At 62.9% G+C, this 19,880-nt stretch carries 19 protein-coding genes; 5 read left to right on the top strand and 14 right to left on the bottom strand.

Annotation, left to right across the window (positions count from 1 at the left end; all coding sequences use genetic code 11):
- Positions 1-11 precede the first annotated feature (11 nt).
- The 4 genes from JWQ24_RS12225 to JWQ24_RS12215 form a co-directional block, all read right to left on the bottom strand.
- Positions 12-1,748, bottom strand: a complete 1,737-nt coding sequence (locus tag JWQ24_RS12225; protein ID WP_299807977.1) for an FAD-dependent monooxygenase — start codon at positions 1,746-1,748, stop codon at positions 12-14.
- 87 nt (positions 1,749-1,835) lie between these two features.
- On the bottom strand, positions 1,836-2,456 hold the full coding sequence (locus tag JWQ24_RS12220) for a TetR/AcrR family transcriptional regulator (RefSeq protein WP_299807975.1): 621 nt from the start codon (positions 2,454-2,456) through the stop codon (positions 1,836-1,838).
- Between the two features lie 247 nt (positions 2,457-2,703).
- Positions 2,704-2,943, bottom strand: a complete 240-nt coding sequence (locus JWQ24_RS28575) for a glutathione S-transferase C-terminal domain-containing protein (protein WP_366521434.1) — start codon at positions 2,941-2,943, stop codon at positions 2,704-2,706.
- A 210-nt stretch (positions 2,944-3,153) separates the two neighbouring features.
- Positions 3,154-3,864, bottom strand: coding sequence for a GntR family transcriptional regulator (locus JWQ24_RS12215; protein ID WP_299807974.1), 711 nt, complete (start codon positions 3,862-3,864; stop codon positions 3,154-3,156).
- 229 nt (positions 3,865-4,093) lie between these two features.
- On the opposite strand from JWQ24_RS12215, the gene JWQ24_RS12210 reads away from it, so the two are divergent.
- The 5 genes from JWQ24_RS12210 (at position 4,094) to JWQ24_RS12190 (ending at position 9,615) form a co-directional block, all read left to right on the top strand.
- Entirely contained in the window at positions 4,094-5,125 is a 1,032-nt protein-coding gene (locus JWQ24_RS12210; RefSeq protein ID WP_299807973.1) for an amidohydrolase family protein, read from the top strand.
- On the top strand, positions 5,122-6,027 hold the full coding sequence (locus tag JWQ24_RS12205) for a VOC family protein (RefSeq protein ID WP_299807972.1): 906 nt from the start codon (positions 5,122-5,124) through the stop codon (positions 6,025-6,027). The genes JWQ24_RS12210 and JWQ24_RS12205 overlap by 4 nt, the downstream gene beginning before the upstream one ends.
- The gene (locus tag JWQ24_RS12200) at positions 6,024-7,592 is read left to right on the top strand and encodes a bifunctional 3-(3-hydroxy-phenyl)propionate/3-hydroxycinnamic acid hydroxylase (protein WP_299807970.1); all 1,569 of its coding nucleotides are present in this window, start codon (positions 6,024-6,026) and stop codon (positions 7,590-7,592) included. Before JWQ24_RS12205 ends, JWQ24_RS12200 begins: the two co-directional genes overlap by 4 nt.
- Positions 7,593-7,665: 73 nt before the next feature.
- Positions 7,666-8,514, top strand: coding sequence for a fumarylacetoacetate hydrolase family protein (locus JWQ24_RS12195; RefSeq protein ID WP_299807969.1), 849 nt, complete (start codon positions 7,666-7,668; stop codon positions 8,512-8,514).
- Positions 8,515-8,637: 123 nt separating this feature from the next.
- On the top strand, positions 8,638-9,615 hold the full coding sequence (locus JWQ24_RS12190; RefSeq protein WP_299807968.1) for a tripartite tricarboxylate transporter substrate-binding protein: 978 nt from the start codon (positions 8,638-8,640) through the stop codon (positions 9,613-9,615).
- 234 nt (positions 9,616-9,849) lie between these two features.
- Here the strand turns inward: JWQ24_RS12190 and JWQ24_RS12180 are convergent, their stop codons facing one another.
- The 10 genes from JWQ24_RS12180 to JWQ24_RS12135 form a co-directional block, all read right to left on the bottom strand.
- On the bottom strand, positions 9,850-10,416 hold the full coding sequence (locus tag JWQ24_RS12180; RefSeq protein WP_299807967.1) for a VOC family protein: 567 nt from the start codon (positions 10,414-10,416) through the stop codon (positions 9,850-9,852).
- Positions 10,413-10,700, bottom strand: coding sequence for a YciI family protein (locus JWQ24_RS12175; protein WP_299807966.1), 288 nt, complete (start codon positions 10,698-10,700; stop codon positions 10,413-10,415). Before JWQ24_RS12175 ends, JWQ24_RS12180 begins: the two co-directional genes overlap by 4 nt.
- A 68-nt stretch (positions 10,701-10,768) precedes the next feature.
- Entirely contained in the window at positions 10,769-11,740 is a 972-nt protein-coding gene (locus JWQ24_RS12170) for a sugar ABC transporter substrate-binding protein (RefSeq protein WP_299807965.1), read from the bottom strand.
- A 34-nt stretch (positions 11,741-11,774) separates the two neighbouring features.
- Positions 11,775-12,749 carry an ABC transporter permease gene (locus JWQ24_RS12165; RefSeq protein ID WP_299807964.1) on the bottom strand — a complete coding sequence of 325 codons (975 nt, stop codon included), beginning with the start codon at positions 12,747-12,749 and terminating at the stop codon, positions 11,775-11,777.
- A complete protein-coding gene (locus JWQ24_RS12160; RefSeq protein ID WP_299807963.1) occupies positions 12,746-13,705 on the bottom strand; it encodes an ABC transporter permease in 960 nt (319 codons plus the stop codon). Before JWQ24_RS12160 ends, JWQ24_RS12165 begins: the two co-directional genes overlap by 4 nt.
- Positions 13,698-15,236: a sugar ABC transporter ATP-binding protein gene (locus JWQ24_RS12155; protein WP_299807962.1), complete on the bottom strand. Its 1,539-nt coding sequence runs from the start codon at positions 15,234-15,236 to the stop codon at positions 13,698-13,700. The genes JWQ24_RS12160 and JWQ24_RS12155 overlap by 8 nt, the downstream gene beginning before the upstream one ends.
- Entirely contained in the window at positions 15,223-16,632 is a 1,410-nt protein-coding gene (locus JWQ24_RS12150) for an FAD-linked oxidase C-terminal domain-containing protein (RefSeq protein WP_299807961.1), read from the bottom strand. The genes JWQ24_RS12155 and JWQ24_RS12150 overlap by 14 nt, the downstream gene beginning before the upstream one ends.
- A gap of 73 nt (positions 16,633-16,705) precedes the next feature.
- Complete coding sequence (locus tag JWQ24_RS12145; RefSeq protein ID WP_299807960.1) at positions 16,706-17,572, bottom strand: intradiol ring-cleavage dioxygenase; 867 nt, start codon at positions 17,570-17,572, stop codon at positions 16,706-16,708.
- A 10-nt stretch (positions 17,573-17,582) separates the two neighbouring features.
- On the bottom strand, positions 17,583-18,500 hold the full coding sequence (locus JWQ24_RS12140) for an NAD(P)-dependent oxidoreductase (protein WP_299807959.1): 918 nt from the start codon (positions 18,498-18,500) through the stop codon (positions 17,583-17,585).
- Positions 18,497-19,864: an amidohydrolase family protein gene (locus JWQ24_RS12135; protein ID WP_299807958.1), complete on the bottom strand. Its 1,368-nt coding sequence runs from the start codon at positions 19,862-19,864 to the stop codon at positions 18,497-18,499. Before JWQ24_RS12135 ends, JWQ24_RS12140 begins: the two co-directional genes overlap by 4 nt.
- Positions 19,865-19,880: the final 16 nt, after the last annotated feature.

The following is a 19,880-nucleotide window of genomic DNA, read 5'->3' as shown; positions in this document are numbered from 1 at the left end:
TCCCCTGATTGTTAGCTACCTGTCTTTTGCAGGAATGCTTCTTGATCCGAAGTTCGCCTCGGCTTTTGTCCGAGCGCGACATCGAGTGCCCCGCCGAGAATGTCGGGTGGCCCCTCGCCAAGCTCCGTGGCCGTAGCCCGAACGGCAACATAGCCGTCGGGCCGCACCAGCACCGCGCCACCCTGGGGCAGCCCGTACAGCGCACCGAAGCGCCCGGACGGATCATTCAGATCGCCGCCCGCGCCGACGGTCCAGGCGCGCCCGTGCAATTGTCGATCCGCGATCGCCTGCATAAACGTTGCCCGCCATTCGGCACACTCGGGCGTCGTGAAAAACGTGAACTGGCCATGGCCGAGGATATCGATGGTCGATATCAACTGGCCGTCCTGCTCCAGCCAGAGATGCGGCGCACGATGCCCGGGACGCGCATCCGGCGCGTAGTCCATCACCGAAAAGGCCGGGGCCGCGGTGCCATCGCTGACGAGGGCGCCACTGTGATAGACAGGCCCGAACGTCTGGCCGAGGTAGTCGAAATGCTCCCTGAGCCCCGGCACGACGTTGCGCATATGCGTCTCGGCCGCCTCCCGGCCGTCGCCATCGAGGCTCCTTGCCATGGAACTGTCGGACGTCGCCATGCCGGACAGGCCCAGTTCGGCCATCTTCATGGCATTGGCGACGCTTTGATCGATGTTGATCTGCGCAATCGGCCGTCGCTCTGAATTGTAGGTGTCGAGCAGCGCCCGGGGTGCCAGCCCCCGCAGCACCAGCGCCAGTTTCCAGGCCAGATTGTGAACGTCCGCGATCCCCGTATTCATGCCCTGCCCGCCGGTCGGCGGCAGCGGATGAGCCGCATCGCCGGCCAGAAATATCGGACCGTTATTCATACGATCGGCCAACCGCGCCTGCATTCGCCACGGCAGGATCGAGTGGATCTTGATGTCGATCCCGTCGATGCCGATGACCTCACGCAGAACCCTGGCGCATCGCTCTGGCGTGAAGTCGGCCGCCGTTTCCTTCTGCTCGTCGAAGGCAAAATTGTAGGTCCAGCGATGACGCCCATCGAGGGCAATCAGTACCCCGCAGGTCTGTGTATTGTAGATCCACCACAGCAGGTAGGGGCGATCCTCGACGAGCGACCACAGATCCGCTTCGAAGTAGATGCCGATCTGGCGCCCGATGCGGCCAAGCCCGGACATTTCGATGCCGGCCTGCTGCCTGACGAGGCTGCGCGCGCCATCGGCGCCGACCACAAACGGCACCGTCATCTCGAAATCACCGTCGGGACCGATACCGCTCAGGCGCACCACCTCACTATCGCGCTCGACGCGACGAACCTCCGTTGAAAAGCGGAGCTCGATATTCGGGTCGCTCTGCGCAGCGCGCAGCAGCACCGGCTCCAGCCTGTCTTGCGGACAAGACGCGCGCAGGCTCGGACTGGCGGCACGGTGCGCCTCATCGCGCTCCGGCACGCCCCGCGTACGCAGCACTGCGACGGCGGGTTCGGCGAGCCGCCTCAAAAAAGCAACGCCTTGATTGCGGTCGGCCGGGAGACTTACAGATCGAACGGGCTCTTCGAGGCCGATGGAGCGAAAAATTTCCATGCTGCGTGCGTTGACGACATGCCCACGCGGGTGCGTGGACGTCGTTGCATTCCGCTCATAGATGACCGTCGAAATCCCCTGCTGCGACAGCAGAAGGGCGCACGTCAGCCCAACAGGACCCGCGCCGACAATCGCGACCTTGGGCATCACTTCCTCCACGAGCGACGCATTATGCTGCGTCAGCTTTATTGACTGCCAGTCAACATCCGATTTGATCGGCCGTCAAGTCGCTGTTTATAGATTTTGCGGTGCATCCTTTGCGCCCAGCAGGTGCGCTTGCGCCATCACGACAGGGAACAACCGGAGCGACGAGACGATCACGCCATCGCGCGGAACGCCGCGATCCTGGATCCATTCGAGGACCAGTTCGTCATAGTATCCAAGCCACGCGCGGGTCGCGACAACAAGGGGCACGGAGGGTTGTGCCACGCCGAAGAAGCCAAGGACGAGATGAATCGCATTGCTACGGGAATTCTCCCAGATCGCCTGGATCGCGGGCGTCGCGCCGCCGCGCGAATGGAAGACGTAGTCGGCACGCCGCTGCGACACCGCATCCATATGGCTTTCCAGGAAAGCGCGGAGCTTGTCATTCGGCGTCTTCGCAGCCTGCGTCGCTTTTATGTGAACCAGATCAAGCCGATCGGCGGCAGACTGCGATACATCTTCGTAAAGCCTGGCCTTGGTGCCAAAGTAGTGAAAGACGAGACCGTGGGCGACGCCAGCCAGCCGCGCGATTTCCTCCACGGGCACGTCCTGAAATCCAGTTTGCGTGAAAAGCGTCGTTGCCGCCTGAACGATCTTGTCTCTGGAGTCCGTTGCGCCGGACTTTGTCCTGGACCGCTTCATTGATGCCATCGCCCTCTTCACCGCCCCCCTGCTCGTTCCCGATCAGTCTGCGCTCACGATGAGGGATAGTTGCTGACGCGATAAAAGGCGATCAAAAACTTGTCACACACCACAGCCGATATCTTGGAGTTGCCCTCAATCGCCAGCTCCAAAGCAAAGGCGCAGCCTGCAATTCTGCTGAAATATTGGTTCGGTCCGTACGCCGCTAGCCAGTGTCCGACTTGCGCCACGAGCCGCGGTTCCAAAGCCGCGGACATCAAATCCGAAACTCAGTTGTGAGATCCCAAATCGCGGGAGCCCGGCATATAGGCAACGTCGAAATTGGGACGGACTTGACACGTTCCAGCCAACCAGCCACGGCCGGCCTTCGAGCCCAAAGGTCAGAACGCCCGCAATCCTCCAGCCGAACAATCGTGGGAGTCAAGCTGACGTCCGCTAACGTATACTGATCACCGACAATCCACGATCCGCCGTCGCGGTGCCGCTTCCATTCGATCGAGAGTCTGGCTCAGGCGCTCCAGCGAAGCATCTATTTCTTCTTGCGAAGATCCTTGGCGACCCATTTTTCTATAGAAATGTTTCCGAAGAGGAAGTCGGAATCCGCCGCAAGCTTGGTCGTCGCGACCTCGCACTAATCTGAAGCGCTATCAGAAAACAGGCTTTGCGCCAGAAGCGACCGTGCTCGGCTCTGCCCTCGGGCGACGCCCTATGGTTCAGCGAAGGTCTGCTTATCCTGCAGAATGACGTCTGCCGTCTGCCTGTAATGGGTGGTGAGCAGGTCGACGGCATGGTCGGCATTCCCGCTCAAGACAGCATTCATGATCGACTGATGCTCGTCGGTCACGTGTCGGGATGGAAAGGCTTTCCGGATCGACAGACGCCGGTATCGGTAGAGTTGGTCGGCCAGTTGTCCGCAGAACGCGATCAGGGACTGTGAGCCGCAATTCCCGATCAGCGTCCGGTGGTAGACGCGATGCAGCCGCTCCCATTCCGGATTGTCTTCGAAATGCTCGGCGTTGAGCGAACGCGGCGTCCGGCCGAGACGATGCTGCGCGAGCAAAAGCTGTTCTTCCCATTCCGACGTCGAGGCTGCCATGGATTCACGGAGAGCCAGGCTCTCGACCCAGCAGCGGGTCTTGGTCAGTTCGACCAGTTCGCTCCGGCTGATATCCGCAACGTAAAACCCGCGCTGCTCGCGACAATCGACCAGGCCATCGGCGGTCAGCCGGTTGAGCGCTTCACGCAGCGGGGTCTGCCCGGTCTGATACAGCTCGGTCAGGAACCGCATCTGCAATTTCCGGCTCGGCTCGAGCCGCCCGGACAGCAGATCCTCCCGCAACCGGTCATAGACGGTGCTGGCCTGTGTCGATGACGACGGCGACGGTGCTGATCCCACTGATGTTACGTCCACGCTCATAGGTCCCCAAAACCATCCTGTCGGCCGATTTCCGCTTCTATATACTTTTTCTAGTTTTTACATAATCTATAAATTTCTGTTGTTAAGCTAAGTTTCTATAGGTTATGAGTTCCGCAACGTCCTGAGAAACGGGTGGGAGGCAAGGAATGTTGGGCAAGACGGTCCAGGCGCGTGCAGTATCGGCTGTTCTCACGGCTACTCGGTTGCGCGTGGCCGGATTCCGAAGGCCATGAGCGCAATCTCCCGATGCGGCTGCGGGATCGATATTCACGCGCATGTCGTGCCCGCGTCCTTCCCGCTTTATATGGGCGCCACGGTGCCCGCCGATTGGCCGTCGATGGCCGACGCCAAGCCCTGCCACAAGCATGTCATGATGGCCGGCCGCGTCTATCGCACGGTGTCGGATCGTTGCTGGGATGTCGGCAAACGCGTTGCGGACATGGCGGAGATGGGACTTAGTCTGCAGGCCATTTCGCCGATGCCCGAGCTACTGTCCTACTGGATGGCAGCCGGACCGGCCAACGACCTGCTCCGCTACATCAACGACCAGATGGCCGAGATGATCGCCCATTCCGAGGGCCGGCTGGTCGGCCTCGGCGCGGTACCGCTGCAGGACATCGACCGCGCGATCACCGAACTGCATCGACTCAAACATGAACTCGGCTTTGCCGGCATCGAGATCGGAAGCAACATCAACGGCAAGCCGCTCGGCTCTCCCGACTTCGAGGGTTTCTTTGCCGAAGTCGCGAAGCTCGACATGGCGGTGTTCGTCCACGCCTTGCGACCGTGCGGCATGGATCGCCTGGTCGGCCCGGCGCAGTTGCAGCAGGTACTGGCCTATCCGTCCGATGTCGGCCTTGCCGCCGCATCGGTGATCACCTCGAACCTGCTGCTGCGTCACCCGCGCCTGCGCATAGCGTTCAGCCATGGCGGCGGCACGCTCGCTTCGCTGCTGCCGCGGCTTCAGGAAGGATATCAGGTATTCCCCGTGCTGCAGGAGAGCATTCTGGAATCGCCATCCCAGCAGGCACGCCGGCTCTATTACGACGCGCTTGTCTATGACGACCCGACGCTCCTGCATTTGATCGCCAAGTTCGGCGAAACGCAGATCATGCTCGGCACCGACTATCCTTTCGCATTTCACGATCGAACCCCGGTGACGCGCGCCGCATCAGCCATCAGCGACGAGACCACGCGCGATCTCGTTGTCTCTGCCAACGCGAAACGCTTTCTTGGTATTGGGGAGCACGTTGCACAATGACCCATTTTCCGATCACCGCGTTGCGCAGCGTAAATCTCGAAACTCCTGATCTTCCACGATCAGAGCAGTTCTACACCTCGGTCTGGGGTCTCGATCTGGTAACACGCCACGAGGGCGTCACCTATCTTCGCGCCAGCGGCACCGATCATCATGTGGTCGCCTTGCGGCAGGGCGATCGCCCCGCACTGAGGTCCATCACGTTTCGGCTGCACTCGGATGCGGCATTCGAGACGATCGCCTCCGCATCGCTGAAGCATGGCGCGACGCTGCTCGCCGGCCCCGCTCCAAATCCGGCGCCCGATGGCGGGATGGTGATGAGCATTCTGGCACCGAATGGCGGCGCGCTGCGCTTCGTCAGCGGTGACATGCGACACACTGACACCCTTGCAGGAGCCAATCGGCCGACACGGCTCGCGCACGTCAACGTCAACAGCACGCATGTCGATGGTCTCGCCGCGTTCTACGAACAGGCGCTCGGCTTTCGCCTCACCGACCGCTCCAGGATGATGGCCTTCGTCCGCTGCAACGGCGACCACCACGCCATCGTCATCGCCGACGCGGCGGTGAACGGACTCAATCACGTAGCCTTCCTGATGCCGGACCTGGAAGCGGTGATGCGCGGCTCGGGGCGCATGATCGACGCCGGATTCCCTATCGCCTGGGGCGTGGGCCGCCACGGCCCCGGCGACAACGTGTTCGCCTACTTCATCGATCCGGTCGGGACCGTCATCGAATATACCGCCGAAGTCTTGCAGGTCGATGACGGCTATGCGGTTCGCGGGCCGTCGGAATGGGTCTGGCCACCCGGCCGCACGGATCATTGGGGCATCGCCCCGCCCAAGCCAGATCACGTCAAGGCGGCGCAGACCGCCGTTGCCTACGCCGACAGAGGTCCTGAGTGACGCATACTTCCCAACAGCATCGCAGCGACTTTCAGGTCGTCGTGGTTGGCCATGGCCCCTCGGGCGCGATCGCGGTCAGCCTGCTCGGCGACAGGGGCATCCGCACCTTGGCCATCGACCGTCAGCACGACGTCTACGACAAGCCGCGCGCGATCGCGATCGATCACGAAATCCTGCGCCTGCTCGATAACCTCGGCGCCGCCGAGCGCGTGCTGCCCTATATCGCACCGTTTCCTGCCTCCCAGCATTTTGGCGCAAAGGGTCAGTTGATCCGCCGGATCGACATGGTCGCAGAGCCCTACCCGCTCGGCTATACGCCCAGCATGGTGTTCACGCAGCCGCCGGTCGAGGCCGCGTTGCGCGAGCACGCCGCGGCCTATCCCAGCGTCAAAGTTGAACTCGGCACCGAACTGCTTGGTTTCGAGCAGACGGCCGACCATGTGAAGCTGCATCTGCGCGACGATCGCGGCGCGACGCGCGACATCACCGCCGACTACGTCATCGCCTGCGACGGCGCGTCGAGCGGCACGCGGCAACAGCTTGGCATCGCCTTTGAAGACCTCGTCTTCGACGAACCCTGGCTGGTGGTCGATCTGCAGGTCAACCAAGGCGCCTTCGGCAAATTACCGGAGACCGCAGCGCAATTCTGCGATCCGTCGCGACCGACAAGCTTCATCATCGGTCCCGGCAACCATCGTCGCTTCGAAATCATGCTGCTGCCCGGCGAAGATCCGCGCGAGATGGAGTCGGCGGCGCAAGTCTGGCGACTGCTTGCGCGCTGGATCACCCCGGATGACGCCACGCTGTGGCGCGCCGCAAGCTACCGGTTTCATGCGCTCGTTGCGCAGGAATGGCGGCGCGGCCGGATCTTCCTCGCCGGCGATGCCGCGCATCAACAGCCCCCCTTCATCGGTCAGGGCATGTGCCAGGGCATCCGCGATGTCGGCAATCTCGTGTGGAAGCTCGATCGCGTTCTCGGCGGGAAATCCGACCCCAAACTGCTCGATACCTATGGTGAGGAACGTAGCGAACATGTTCGCCAACTCACCTCCCGTATCAAGGCGATCGGTCACGTGATCTGCGAACGCGATCCGGATACGGCGGCAATGCGCGACGAACGCATTCTTGCCGAAGGCGGCGGCGTTCCCCGCACCCTCACTCGCCAGGAGATCGTCCCGCCGTTGCAGACGGGCCTGCTCGCCTTCCCGCTGCATGCGGCGCATGGCACGCTGTTCCCGCAGCCCTGGATCCGGACGGCAGAGGGACGGCGCCGTCTCGACAGCGTTGCCGACACCGGCTGGCGGCTCGTGCTGGATGCGCGAAGCGCGCTGGAACCGGGTCCCGATCTGCAAGCGATCATGGCTCACCTCGATATCCGGCCGATCCGCGTTGGTCCTGCCGCCAGTGATGTACTCACGGAAGAGGACGGCGTTCTCGCCGCCTGGTTCGACCGTCACGGCTGCCGCGCCGCGATCGTCCGGCCCGACCATTACGTCTTCGGTGTCGCCAGTGACGCCGGCGCGCTCGGCATGTTGCTCACCGACCTTGCGGAGCGGCTGCGATGATGCGCCCTGCCATACAGCCTCACCATGCAAACACAACTCACGAACACGCAGCTTTTAGAGCAAGGACATCACGATGAAATTGGCAAGTTTTCAGATCGACGGAAAGACCACTTGGGGCGTGATCGATGGCGACCAGGCGCTCGATATCGGCGCGGTCCTCGGAGATCGCTACCCCGACCTCAAATCTGTCATCGCAGCCGACGCCCTGTCGGCCGTGCGCGACGCAGCCAGCAACGCCAGGCGGACGCCCACTGCCGGGATCACCTGGCTGCCGGTCATTCCGAACCCGGACAAAATCCTCTGCATCGGCTTGAACTACGAAACGCACCGCAAGGAAACCGGGCGCAGCGAGGTCGAAAATCCCACGGTGTTCGGTCGCTTCGCCAACAGCCAGACCGGGCATCTCGCCAATATCATTCGGCCCAAGGTCTCGACCGATCTCGACTTCGAAGGCGAGCTCGCCATCATCATCGGCAAGCCCGGGCGGCACATCGCGCGCGCTGACGCATGGGACCACATCGCCGGCTATGCCTGCTACAATGAAGGCAGCGTGCGCGACTTCCAGCGCCATACGCATCAGTTCACACCCGGCAAGAATTTTCCGGAGACCGGCGGCTTCGGCCCGTGGATGATGACACCCGACGAACTCGGCGATGTTGCGCCGCTGCGGCTGCAGACCCGCGTCAATGGACAGGTCGTGCAGGATGCCACCATCGATCAAATGATTTTCGATATCCCGCGTCAGATTGAATATTGCTCCTCGTTCACCCGTCTCGAGCCTGGTGACGTGATCGCTACCGGCACGCCCGGCGGCGTCGGCGCCAAGCGCACGCCTCCGCTGTGGCTGAAGCCGGGTGACACCGTCGAGGTCGAGATCGAACGACTCGGCGTGCTGCGCAACGGCGTCGCCGACGAGACTTGATGCAACAACAGCCCGCGCCGCCAGCGCCGCGGGCTGCTTTCTGACGACAAGACCTGCACGTTCACAAAAGCAAGCCTCAACAAGCGATCGCAAATCGCAGGCTAACCATTCCGGAGGAAGCCCATGCTTACATTGTCCCGCCGCGTCCTGTTGACCGGAGCCATCGCTTGTCTCGCAACTCCCGCTTATGCGCAGTCATGGCCGCAGAAGCCTGTGACTATCGTGGTGTCTCAGGCCGCCGGCAACAGCCCGGACGTGCTGTGCCGCATCATCACCGACAAGCTCTCCCGCGCGCTCGGACAGCAATTCGTGGTCGAGAATCGCCCGGGAGCCGCAAACCTGATTGGCACGCAGACCGTCGCGCGCGCCGCGCCCGATGGCTACACTTTCCTGTTCGCCACTTCCGCAGCGCTGGTCACCAATCCCTATACGTTCAAAAAACTGCCTTACGATCCCGTGAAAGATTTCATACCGGTGGCGATGGTGGCGCGGAGCAATCACGTCCTGCTCGTCAATCCCGACGTAAAGGCAACGACGCTGACCGAATTGATCACGCTCGAAAAATCGGCCCCCGGTTCCTTGAGCATGGCGGTCGACGGCCCGCGCAACATCTCCGGCCTGATCGCTCAGACCATCAACAAGCAGGCCGGCACAGGTTTCGTACTGGTCCCCTACAATACCATCACCAACGCGATTCAGGACAGCTTGACCGGGCGCACCCAGGTGACGATCCAGTCGGCCTCGGTCGCCGAGTCCTTCATCAAGGCCGGCACGCTACGGGCGATCGCCATTGCCGGCAGCAAGCGCGTCGCTTCCATGCCGGAGGTGCCTGCGATCGCAGAGACTTTGAAGAGCGCCGACCTGCAAGGCTGGTTCATGATGATGGCCCCGGCCGGCACGCCGAGCGACATCGTCGACAGACTCAGTTCCGAGATCGCGCTCGCCCTGAAATCACCGGATGTGCAGGAGCGCGCCCCGGTCCTCGGCTTCGACGTCGCCTCCGGTGACGTGGTGAACCCCGCAGGCGCAAAGCGGTTTTTCGACGCCGAGCTTGCGGCCACCGGCAAGATTATCCAGGAACTCGGCATCCAACCTGAGTAGGGAATGAACCGGCGGTTAGGGCACGCGCCCGTGCGACGGTGCGGGTGTTGGTTAGCCCGCCCAAACGCCCGGCCAGTTCGATATACGCCGTGACATGAGGAATGCGCTTGCTCGAACAGAAATCGAGCAGCGCATCGCCGCGAATGACCGCGGCAAGCTGGCCACGCCAGATTTCTCGCATCGCGGATCCCCGCGCACAGGCACTGGCCGAGCATCGACGCCGGCCACGTTGCTTCAGCCCGCGTCTGGCCGCTCAACCATCGTAACGTCCCCGGTCATCCCCGGCTGCGGCCAGTTCGAGAACATTTCGGCGTAGCTCGCCGACATGATCTCGATGACGGTCCCCCAAGGATCTTCGCAATAACAAAGCCGCCACGGACGGCCAGGCACGAAATCCACGGGGGCGGAGCGCTTTCTGCCGCCACAGGCAACGATCGTCTCGGCCAGACCATCCACATCGGGACAGGTCAGCGCAATATGAAACGGACCGCGATTCCAGTACGGCATGTTCTCATCAGTGATCTCGACCTTGGGCTCGATGAACTGAAACAGCTCGAGGCCGACGCCGTTGGCGAGCAGCAGATGCGCCTGGTAGGCCGAACCAAAACGCTTGCCGAAGATACCCGGCGTCTCGTGGGTGGCACTGTCGGCGGCGGCGAGCCGGCGCGGCCCCATGATGTGGCTGGCGCCGAACACGGCGCCGTACCAATCGATCGCCGCAAAGATGTCGGGTACGGTGAGCCCGACATGATTGAAGGCGAGCGCAGGCCGGCGCCCGGCCGTCCGATCGGCGGCGCTCATCCCTGCCGTCGCAGGAAGCCGGTGATCGTCACCTTCTCCCAGATGCCGGCGGCGAAGAACGGATCGGCATGATGGAATTTCTCGACCGCCGCGCGCTCCGCGGCCTCGACGAGAAACAGGCTGCCGATCATGGCCTCTCCATCGTCCGACGTCAGCGGGCCGGACATCACGATCTTCACGCCAAAACGCGTCGTATCGGACAGAAACGTCTTATGGGCTTCGTAATGCGACAGACGCTTGTCGAGCGCGCCAACGTGATCGACGGCATGGATGGCAAACAGCATGGGAAACTCCACAATGAGAAGAAACGGCCGCCGTTCAGCGGCGGCCGTTTCAGGATGCGGGTAATCGCTTATTTGGCGCCGAGCTTGGCAGCCTCGTCCCAGGTCGGGCAGCTACGGCTATCCAGCGGAACGTCATATGGCTGGTAGTTGTCTTTGCCGATCACGGTGGGTTTAAGAACGATCTCGGTAATCACCGGCTCGTTGCGCAGCGAGCGGATGGCGATCATCGTGCCGAGGCAGCCCTGCATGAAGCCGTTATAGTCGCCGCTCGCGAGCAGCTTGCCGGTCTTGATGGCGTCGATGGCCTCCTTGGTACCGTTTACGCCGATCACCTGCGCCTTGCGGTTGGCGCCGTCGAGCGCCTCGATCGCGCCGATCGCCATGGCGTCGTTGGCCGCCATGACGCCGTCGATCTGGCTGTTCGACTGCATCAGGTTCTCCATCACCTGAAGCGCCTGCAGCCGCTGGTAATTGCCGGGCTGCGAGGCCAGCAGCTTGGCGTTCGGATTTTCCTTCAGCGCATCGTTGAAACCGCGCACGCGATCGATGCTGGTCAGCGATCCCTTGACGCCTTCGATGATGACGAAGTTGCCCTTGCCGCCCAGCGTCTTCAGCAGATAGCGCCCTGTCTCGAGACCCAGGCTGTAATCGTCGGCCCCGACGAAAGCGACGAACTTGCCGCCATTGGATCGGTCGGTAACGTTGACCACCGGGATTTTGGCGTCGTTGATCTTCTCGACGCCCGGCACCATCGCCTTGTAGTCGACCGGAATGAAGACGATGGCCGAGGGCTTCTTCACCACCACGTCCTCGATTTGGCTGAGCTGTTCCGGAATGCTGTCCGGCTTGGTGGGAATGTAATGCAGCGTCTTGGCCTTCAACGCCTTGGCGGCCGCGTCAGCGCCGACCCGCACCGTCTGGAAATACGGATTGGTCTGGTTCTTGGTGAACACTGCAATGGTCTCGCCATCGGCGAAAGCGTGGGATGACAGGGCCGTCGTAAGCAGGATCGATGCGATCGCGCCACAGGTCTTTTTCATTTTCGTTCCTCCGTTTGTTTTTTTAGCCGAACACTTACGCCGTACGGCGCCGTGTTTTCATATCCAGCCATACGGCCAGAATAACGATGACGCCGGTGACCAATGGCTGCCAGCTCGCATTGACCGAGAGCAGATTCATGCCGTTGAGAACCAGCGTCAGAATGAGAGCGCCGACAAAGGTGCCGAACACCGTGCCGAGACCACCGAACAGCGAGGTGCCGCCGATCAGCACCGCGGCGATCGCCGGCAGCGTCAGGCTTTCGCCTATGTCGGCTTCTGCCGAATTCAGCCGCGCCAGAAAGATGATCGAAGCGAGGCCGGCCATCGCGCCGGAGACGATGTAGACCAGCAGCAGACGCCGCGCGACCGGGATGCCGGACAACCGCGCAGCGACCGGATTGGCGCCGATCGCATAGATCTCCTGCCCCCACGTTGTCCGTTGCGCGAAAATGGTGCCGACGGCGAGGAACACCAGCAGCAGATAGACCGGGATCGGCAGCCCCAGAAAGTAACCGCTGCCGATCTGGCGGAAGCCCGGGGGGAAACCATGGATGGTTTCGCCGGCCATGTACCAGTAGGTGACGCCGTGCAGCACCCAGAGCATGCCGTAGGTGGCGATAAACGACGGAATGCGCAGAGCCGTGACCATGACGCCATTCAGCAGCCCGACCGCCGCGCCGACGCCCACGCCGGTCAGGACACCCAGCACCGGTGATCCCGTCGTGTGGATCACCGTGCCGGCGATGCAGGCGGAGATGGCCACATTGGCGCCAATCGACAGATCGAGACCGCCGGTCAACACCACCAGGGTCAGGCCGGAGGCGATGAAGAACAGCAGGCTCGCCTGACGCAACACGTTCAGTATGTTGCCGAGGCTGAAGAACGAATTGGTGAGGACCGTCAGCGCCGCGCAGATCAGTAGCGCGGCGAACAGGCGGTAGAACACCTGGATCATGTCGTCGGACAGCAGCATTTTTCCGCTGGTGGCCGGCTTCGATATATCGGTCATGACCGGCTCCGCAATCCGTCGACGAACAAGGCAGCAATGACGAGAAGTCCGACGCTCGCAACCTGAATCGAGGATGGCAGCGCCAGCAGGTTCAATCCATTGCGCAGCACGCCGACCGTGACGACGCCAAGCAAGGTGCCAAGCAGCCAGCCGTTGCCGCGCTCGAAAGACGTACCGCCGACGGCGACCGCGGCGATGGCATCGAACTCCAGACCGAGGCCGGCGGTCGGGTGCCCGGAATTCATGCGCGCCGTCATCAGCAGGCCGGCGAGACCGACCATCGCGCCGCCCAGCGCATAGACCATGATCAGCAGGCCCCGCACGGAGATGCCGGCAAATTTCAGTGCCTCGCGGTTGCCGCCGAGCGCAAAGATGTAGGTGCCGAAACGGGTGTGATAGAGCAGCCCGTGAAACGCGAGGTAACTCGCCAGCGCCAGCAGGATCGGCAGCGGAATGCCGGCGACAGTTCCCGAATAGACGTCGCGGACCGCGGCCGGCATGCCGACGACGCTGGTGCCATCGCTGACGATCAGCGACAGGCCCTGCGCCATGCCCAGCGTGCCCAGTGTGGCAACGAACGGCGGAATGCCGACCGCGGCCACCAGCCAGCCATTTATCACGCCGAACACCAGGCCGACACCAAGCCCGGCGAGCAGGCCCAGCAGCATCGAGCCGGTGGACAGCGCGACGATGGCGACGATCAGCGACGTCAGCGTCAGCACCGCCCCCATCGACAGATCGAGGCCTTCGGTCATGATGATCAGCGTCATCGGCAGCGACAGCATCAGCAGGATGGTCGACTGCACGAGCACGTTGGAAATATTCGGCGCCGTTAGAAACCCGGGCGTCATCACACCGAAGATCGCGCATAGCAGCACCAGCATGACGGCGACGCCAGGAATCTGTTGCAACCGCTGCAGCGGATTGCTCCTCAGCTCGATGGCCTGTTCACGCATGATGCATCCCCAGCTTTACGATATTTTCTTCGCTCAACTCATGGCGAGACAGCTCGCCCGCAATCCGCCCGTCGCGCATCACATAGGCGCGGTCGCAGACGTGGCAGATTTCGGCCTGTTCCGACGAGATCATCAGCGCCGCAGCGCCGTCAGCCACCAGCCGGTCGATCAGCGCGAAGATTTCGGACTTGGCGCCGACGTCGATGCCGCGCGTCGGCTCGTCGAAGATGAACAACTTGGCGCCGGCGGCCAGCCATTTCCCGATCACGACCTTCTGCTGGTTGCCGCCGGACAGCAGGCCCACCGCCTGCTTGTCCGAGGGCGTCACGATCCTCAACTGCCGCACCAGATCGTTGGCGATATCCCGCGACTTTGCGTGGTCGAACAGGCCGCGCGGAAATATTTTTCGCAGGGCCGCGACGATCAGGTTGTCACCAACCGAGCGGATCAGCGCGAGGCCTTCGGTCTTCCGGTTCTCGGGGATCAGCGCCAGCCCCAGCTTCGCCGCTTCGTCCGGGCCGCCGAATTTCTCTTGGCCGTCGAACATTATCTGTCCGGCGGTGGTCTTGTCGGCGCCGAAGATCGCGCGCACCACTTCGGTGCGGCCGGAGCCGACCAGCCCGCAGAGGCCTACAATCTCGCCCTGCCGCACGACCAGGTCGATCCCCGAAATGCCGGAGGCGGCGGACAGGCCTTTCACCTCGAGCATGATCTTGCCGGGCTTGTCGGCGAAGGTGCGCGGATAGCTCATATCGATGCTGCGGCCGACCATCATCCGGATCAATTGATCCGACGACACGCTGGCGGGTCTGACCTCATCGATGCGGCGTCCGTCGCGTAGCACGGTGATGCGATCGCCGAGCGAGAACACCTCGGCCATGCGGTGCGAGATGTAGATGATGGCAACGCCGTCGGCCTTGAGGCGGGCGATCAGCGCGAACAACAATTCGGTCTCGCGGTCCGACAACGCCGCGGTCGGCTCGTCCATCACCAGGATGCGCGCGTTCTGGCTGATCGCCTTGGCGATCTCGACCATCTGCTGCTGGGCGACGCCCAGCTTCTCGATGCGGATCGTGGGATCAATGTCGAAACCGATCGAGGCCAGTACGCGCCTGGCATCGGCCAGGATGCGGCCGCGGTCGATGGTGCCCGGAATACGGCCGGCCGGCTCGCGGCCAAGGAAGATGTTCTGCGCGATATCCAGATAGGGAACGAGCGAGAATTCCTGAAAGATCACGGCGATGCCGAGCTTCTGCGCATCGGCCGGCGAAGCGATTTCGACCGGCTCGCCATTGTAGTGAAACGACCCGCTGTCGGCGCGGTAGGCGCCGCACAGCACTTTCATCAGGCTGGACTTACCGGCGCCGTTCTCGCCGAGCAACATGTGGACCTCACCGGGCCAGACCGCAAACGACACATCGTCGAGCGCCTTGACGCCGGGAAATTCCTTGGAAATGCCCCGCAACTCGAACAGCGGCACCGCCGGCCGGCCGGATGGCGCGGGCATGTCTGTTGGTTCAAGCAGCGTCATGATGCACCGGCGCGTTGGGCAAGAATATCTTACCGGGGTTCATGATGCCGTTCGGATCGAGCGAGGCCTTGATGCCGCGCATCACATCGACGGCGTCGCCAAGTTCATCCTGGAGAAAGCCGATCTTGCCTGTGCCGATGCCGTGCTCGCCGGTGCAGGTACCTTCCATCGCGATGGCCCTCGCCACCAGCCGCGAATGCAACGCGTTGGCGCGCGCAACCTCCTCCGCATTGTCCTGATCGATCAGGATCAGCAGATGGAAGTTGCCGTCGCCGACATGACCGACCACCGGAGCGATCAAGCCATTGGCATCGATGTCGCGGCGCGTCTCGATCAGGCACTCCGTCAGCCGCGAGATCGGCACGCAGACGTCCGTGATCATCGCGCGTGCGCCGGGCTTCAGGCTGAGGCCGGCATAGAGCGTGTTGTCGCGGGCATGCCAGAGTTTGGTCCGGTCTTCCGCCGCCCGCGCCCATTGGAAACCCTGGCCTTCGTGCTCGGCCGCGATCGACTGGGCCAGCTCCGCCTGTTCGGACACGCTGGCATCGGTGCCGTGGAATTCGAAGAACAGCGTCGGCGCCTCGCGGTAAGCGAGTTTGGAATAGCCGTTGATGCCACGCATCATGACCTCGTCGAGCAATTCCATGCGCGCGACCGGAATGCCGGACTGGATCACTTCAATCGCGGCATCGATCGCTTGGTCGAGCCGGCCAAAGCTGCAAACCGCAGACGAGATCGCCTGTGGCCACGGGTGTAGCTTCAGCGTGATCTCGGTGATTACGCCGAGCGTGCCTTCGGAGCCGACGAACAGCCGCGTGAGGTCGTAGCCGGCTGACGACTTCCGCGCCCGCTGGCTGGTCCGGATCACGCGGCCATCTGCGAGCACGACTTCGAGGGCCAGTACGTTGTCCTTCATGGTGCCATAGCGGACCGCCATGGTGCCGGACGCCCGCGTCGAGGTCATGCCGCCGATCGATGCATCGGCGCCGGGATCGATCGGAAAGAACAGCCCGGTGTCGCGCAGTTGCGCGTTGAGCTCTTTGCGGGTGATGCCCGGCTGCACGACGACGTCGAGGTCCTTGTCGTGCACCTTGAGGACGCGGTTCATCCGCGAAAAATCGATGCAGACGCCGCCGGCCACCGCGGCCGCGTTGCCCTCCAGCGAGGTGCCCGCGCCGAACGGAACGACCGGCATCCCGATCTCGCCGCACAGCTTCACGATCTCGGCGACTTCCTGCGTGGTCTCCGGAAACACCACCACATCCGGCGGACGGCTGGCGTGATAGGCCTCGCTGCGGCCATGATCATCCAGCACGCCGCGCGCAATCGTCGCGCGCGCTCCGACCAACTCGTTCAAGCGACCGACCACCATCTCAACGCTCATCGGCGCTCCCATCGCATCCTCCCTCCCGGCGCGCTGGACTCTGTCGGTCCATGCTGCGCCTGATAATTTCGGCCGTGTGCGCCCGTCAGGCGCCCGGCTTCAACCCGAAATCATAGTCCAAATGATAGTATGGCGTGTTCAGCACGTGGCCGTCCGGCGCCTCGCCGGCGTCTTTCCGGACGAATTCGCGAATGAGGGTATCCTTGACGCCGAACACCACATCGGAATCGAGATACTTGTCGCCCGCGACGAAGACGTGGGTGACCAGTTGCTCGTAGCCCGGCGACGAAATCATGAAATGCACATGGGCGGGCCGCCATGGGTGGCGTCCTTGTGCTGTCAGCATGTCGCCGACCGGCCCATCATGCGGGACCGGATAGGCCGCCGGCTTGATCGACCAGAAGCGGAAACGACCGTCAGCGTCGGAATGAAACCGCGCCCTCATCGCGAGGTGAACAATCTTGTCGAGTTGCTGGACGTCGTAGTAGCCGTCGTCGTCGGAATGCCAGACGTCGATCGTGGCGTCCGCGATCGGTCTGCCGTCAGGCGTCGACACCGAACCCGTGACAAACATCGGATCGCCCTCCATGCCGCCCGAAATATCGTCGCCGAGCATCTTTTCCGGCGCGGCCTGGACGAAAAACGGGCCGAGCACCGTGGTATCGGTGACGCCGGCATGGGCATCGTGATTGATCGCATCCACCAGCATCGATACGCCGAGTGTATCCGACAGCAGGATGAATTCCTGCCGCTTATCGTCGCACATGTGGCCGGTGCGGGTCAGGAATTCGATACCCTGCTCCCATTCCCGCTGGGTCGGTCTGATCTCCCGAACGAAAGCATGCAGATGGCGCACCAGCGCCTCGCTGATCTCCTTGATACGCGGTTGACCGGCATCGGTGATGCGGTCGAGCACAGCATCAGTGATGGTGTTCTCGTTGAAGTTACGCATGGTGTTCTCCCTAACCGAGCTTCGGTTCGCCAAGGCCGGACAGCCGTTCGACGTGGCGAACGGTAGCAATGAAGTCTGACTCGCCATCGCCCTGCGCCACCAGCGAACCATAGATTTCACGGACTTGCGCGGCGAGTTGCAGCGGCACGCCGACGTGGTGGCCGGCGTCCAGAATGAGATCGAGGTCCTTGGCCATCTGCCGACAGGAGAAAGTGGAGTCGAAATTGCGCAGCGCAAGCGGCGGTGTCTTGTATTTGACCATCGGCGAGGCGACCGCGCTGTCATCCAGCACCTTGAGGATATCGGGCCAGGAAATGCCGCCCTTGCGCGCCAGAGCAAGACTCTCGGCCATCATCCCGGCCGACACCGCGATCATCAGGTTGACCGCAAGCTTGGCGAAGCGCGCCTCTTCCGCCGTGCCAAGATAGGTCTGCGCACGCGTAAACGTCGCCAACAGCGGCTGGACCGCGTCGAATGCTTCACGCGGGCCGGAGACGAAACAGGTCAGCGCGCCGGTATGGGCGATGGCGGCGTTGCCGGACACCGGAGCCCGCAGATAGGCGACGTCCCGCGCCTTCGCGGCGACGCCGACCTCGGCCGAGATTTCGGCGCTGACCGTGCTGGTCTCGATCAGCACTGCGCCGTGCGCAAGTCTGGCCAGCAAGCCTTCCGGCCCGAGCACCACCGCGCGCAACGCGGCATCGTCCGGCAGCGACGTGAAGACAACCGTATGATCGCCGATCGCCTCGACGGCAGAGGCGGCGGCTTGCACACCTTGCTGCTGTGCCAGCGTCATGCGATCGCGGCTGGGATCAAAGCCGGTAACGCGGACGCCTGCTTCCACCATGCGGCCCGCGATCGGCAGACCCATCTTGCCGATGCCGATCCATGCCACTGCCGTCACCTGGTGCCCGGTTTGACTGCTCATGCCGCTTTTCCCTGACGTTCGATCTCGGCGACGATACGCATGCCCGATCGCCCGAGTTCATTCTTGTTGTTGTCGATCCCCTCGGCCAGCAGCCGCCCGCCGCGCTTGCGCCAGACGCCGTCGACCATGACGGATTCGACGTTGGCGATGCTGGTTTGCATCAGCACGGTGGAAACCGGATCGTGCACCGGACAAAGGTTGAGATCGGTGCCGTTGATGACGACCAGATCGGCTTTCTTGCCCGGGGTGAGCGAACCGATGCTGCTCTCGCGCCCGAGCATGCGGGCGCCTTCGATGGTGATCCAGCCCAGCGCCTCGCGCGTGGTGATCGTCGTTGAGGCTGGAATGGCGCCGATGGTCCGCCGGCTTTCGGCGTTGTCCAGTGCCCGCTGCATCGACAGCGCCACGCGCCCGACGCCGAACATGTCGCCGGCGAGCACCGATTCCAGATCGACGCCCAACGAGGGCCGCGCGCCCAATTTCAGCAATCGCCCGGTGATCGGAAAACCGTGCCCCTGATGCATTTCGTTTTCGGGCGTGACGGAGAAACTCACGCCGAGATCGACAAATTGGCGCAGCAGATCGTCCGGCAAATCATTGCCGTGCACGATATTGACGCCGGGGCCAACCAGACCGGCCGCGAGCAACTTTTCCCAACCGCCCGGCGTCTTGGCCGGGCCACCGCCCTGGTGCATCGAGGCGATCAGCCCGAATTCACGCGCCAGCCTGAAATCATGCATGGCGACGTCGATATTCGAATAATGCGGGCCGAGGATCGCGAGGCCAAGAGTGACACGGGCACTGCGGTCCGACAGCGCGCCAGCCAGCAACCGCTCGACCTCGCGACGCGGATGCGGGACATCGGAAAAATGCGGTTGGCCGGGCCTTGCTTCCGGCTTCGGCGAACCATGGAAGAACGCAGCGCGAATGCCGCTTTCTTTCAGGGCCGCGACTGCCGCGTCGCTATGCGCCGGGGTCGGATTGTTGTGGCACCAGTCGACCAGCGTGGTCGTGCCGCAGTTGATCTGGTTCAGGGCTCCCATCAGAGTCCCGATGTAGATGTCCTCCGGCCGGAACACGGTCGCAAGCCCGGCATGCATCCGGCGGAAATATTCCGGCAGCGTCCAGTTCGCGGAAAAGCCGCGCAACGCTGTCTGCCACGTATGCATGTGCGCGTTGACGAGACCGGGAATGACGATGCGCCCGCGGCCATCGACGATCTCGGCATCACCGGCATCGAGACCTGGCCTGACATCTACGATGCGATCGCCTTCGACCAACAGGTCGGCCTGCGCAAGATCACCGATAGCGGCGTCCATCGTAAGGATCGTGGCGGATTTGATGAGTGTGCGCTTCGCCATCATCGCGTCGCCGTCCCAT

This window comes from Tardiphaga sp., assembly GCF_028290495.1.
GTDB lineage: Bacteria > Pseudomonadota > Alphaproteobacteria > Rhizobiales > Xanthobacteraceae > Tardiphaga.
The sequence above is the reverse complement of the archived record's forward strand: the minus strand, read 5'-3'. Positions and strand labels throughout refer to the sequence as shown.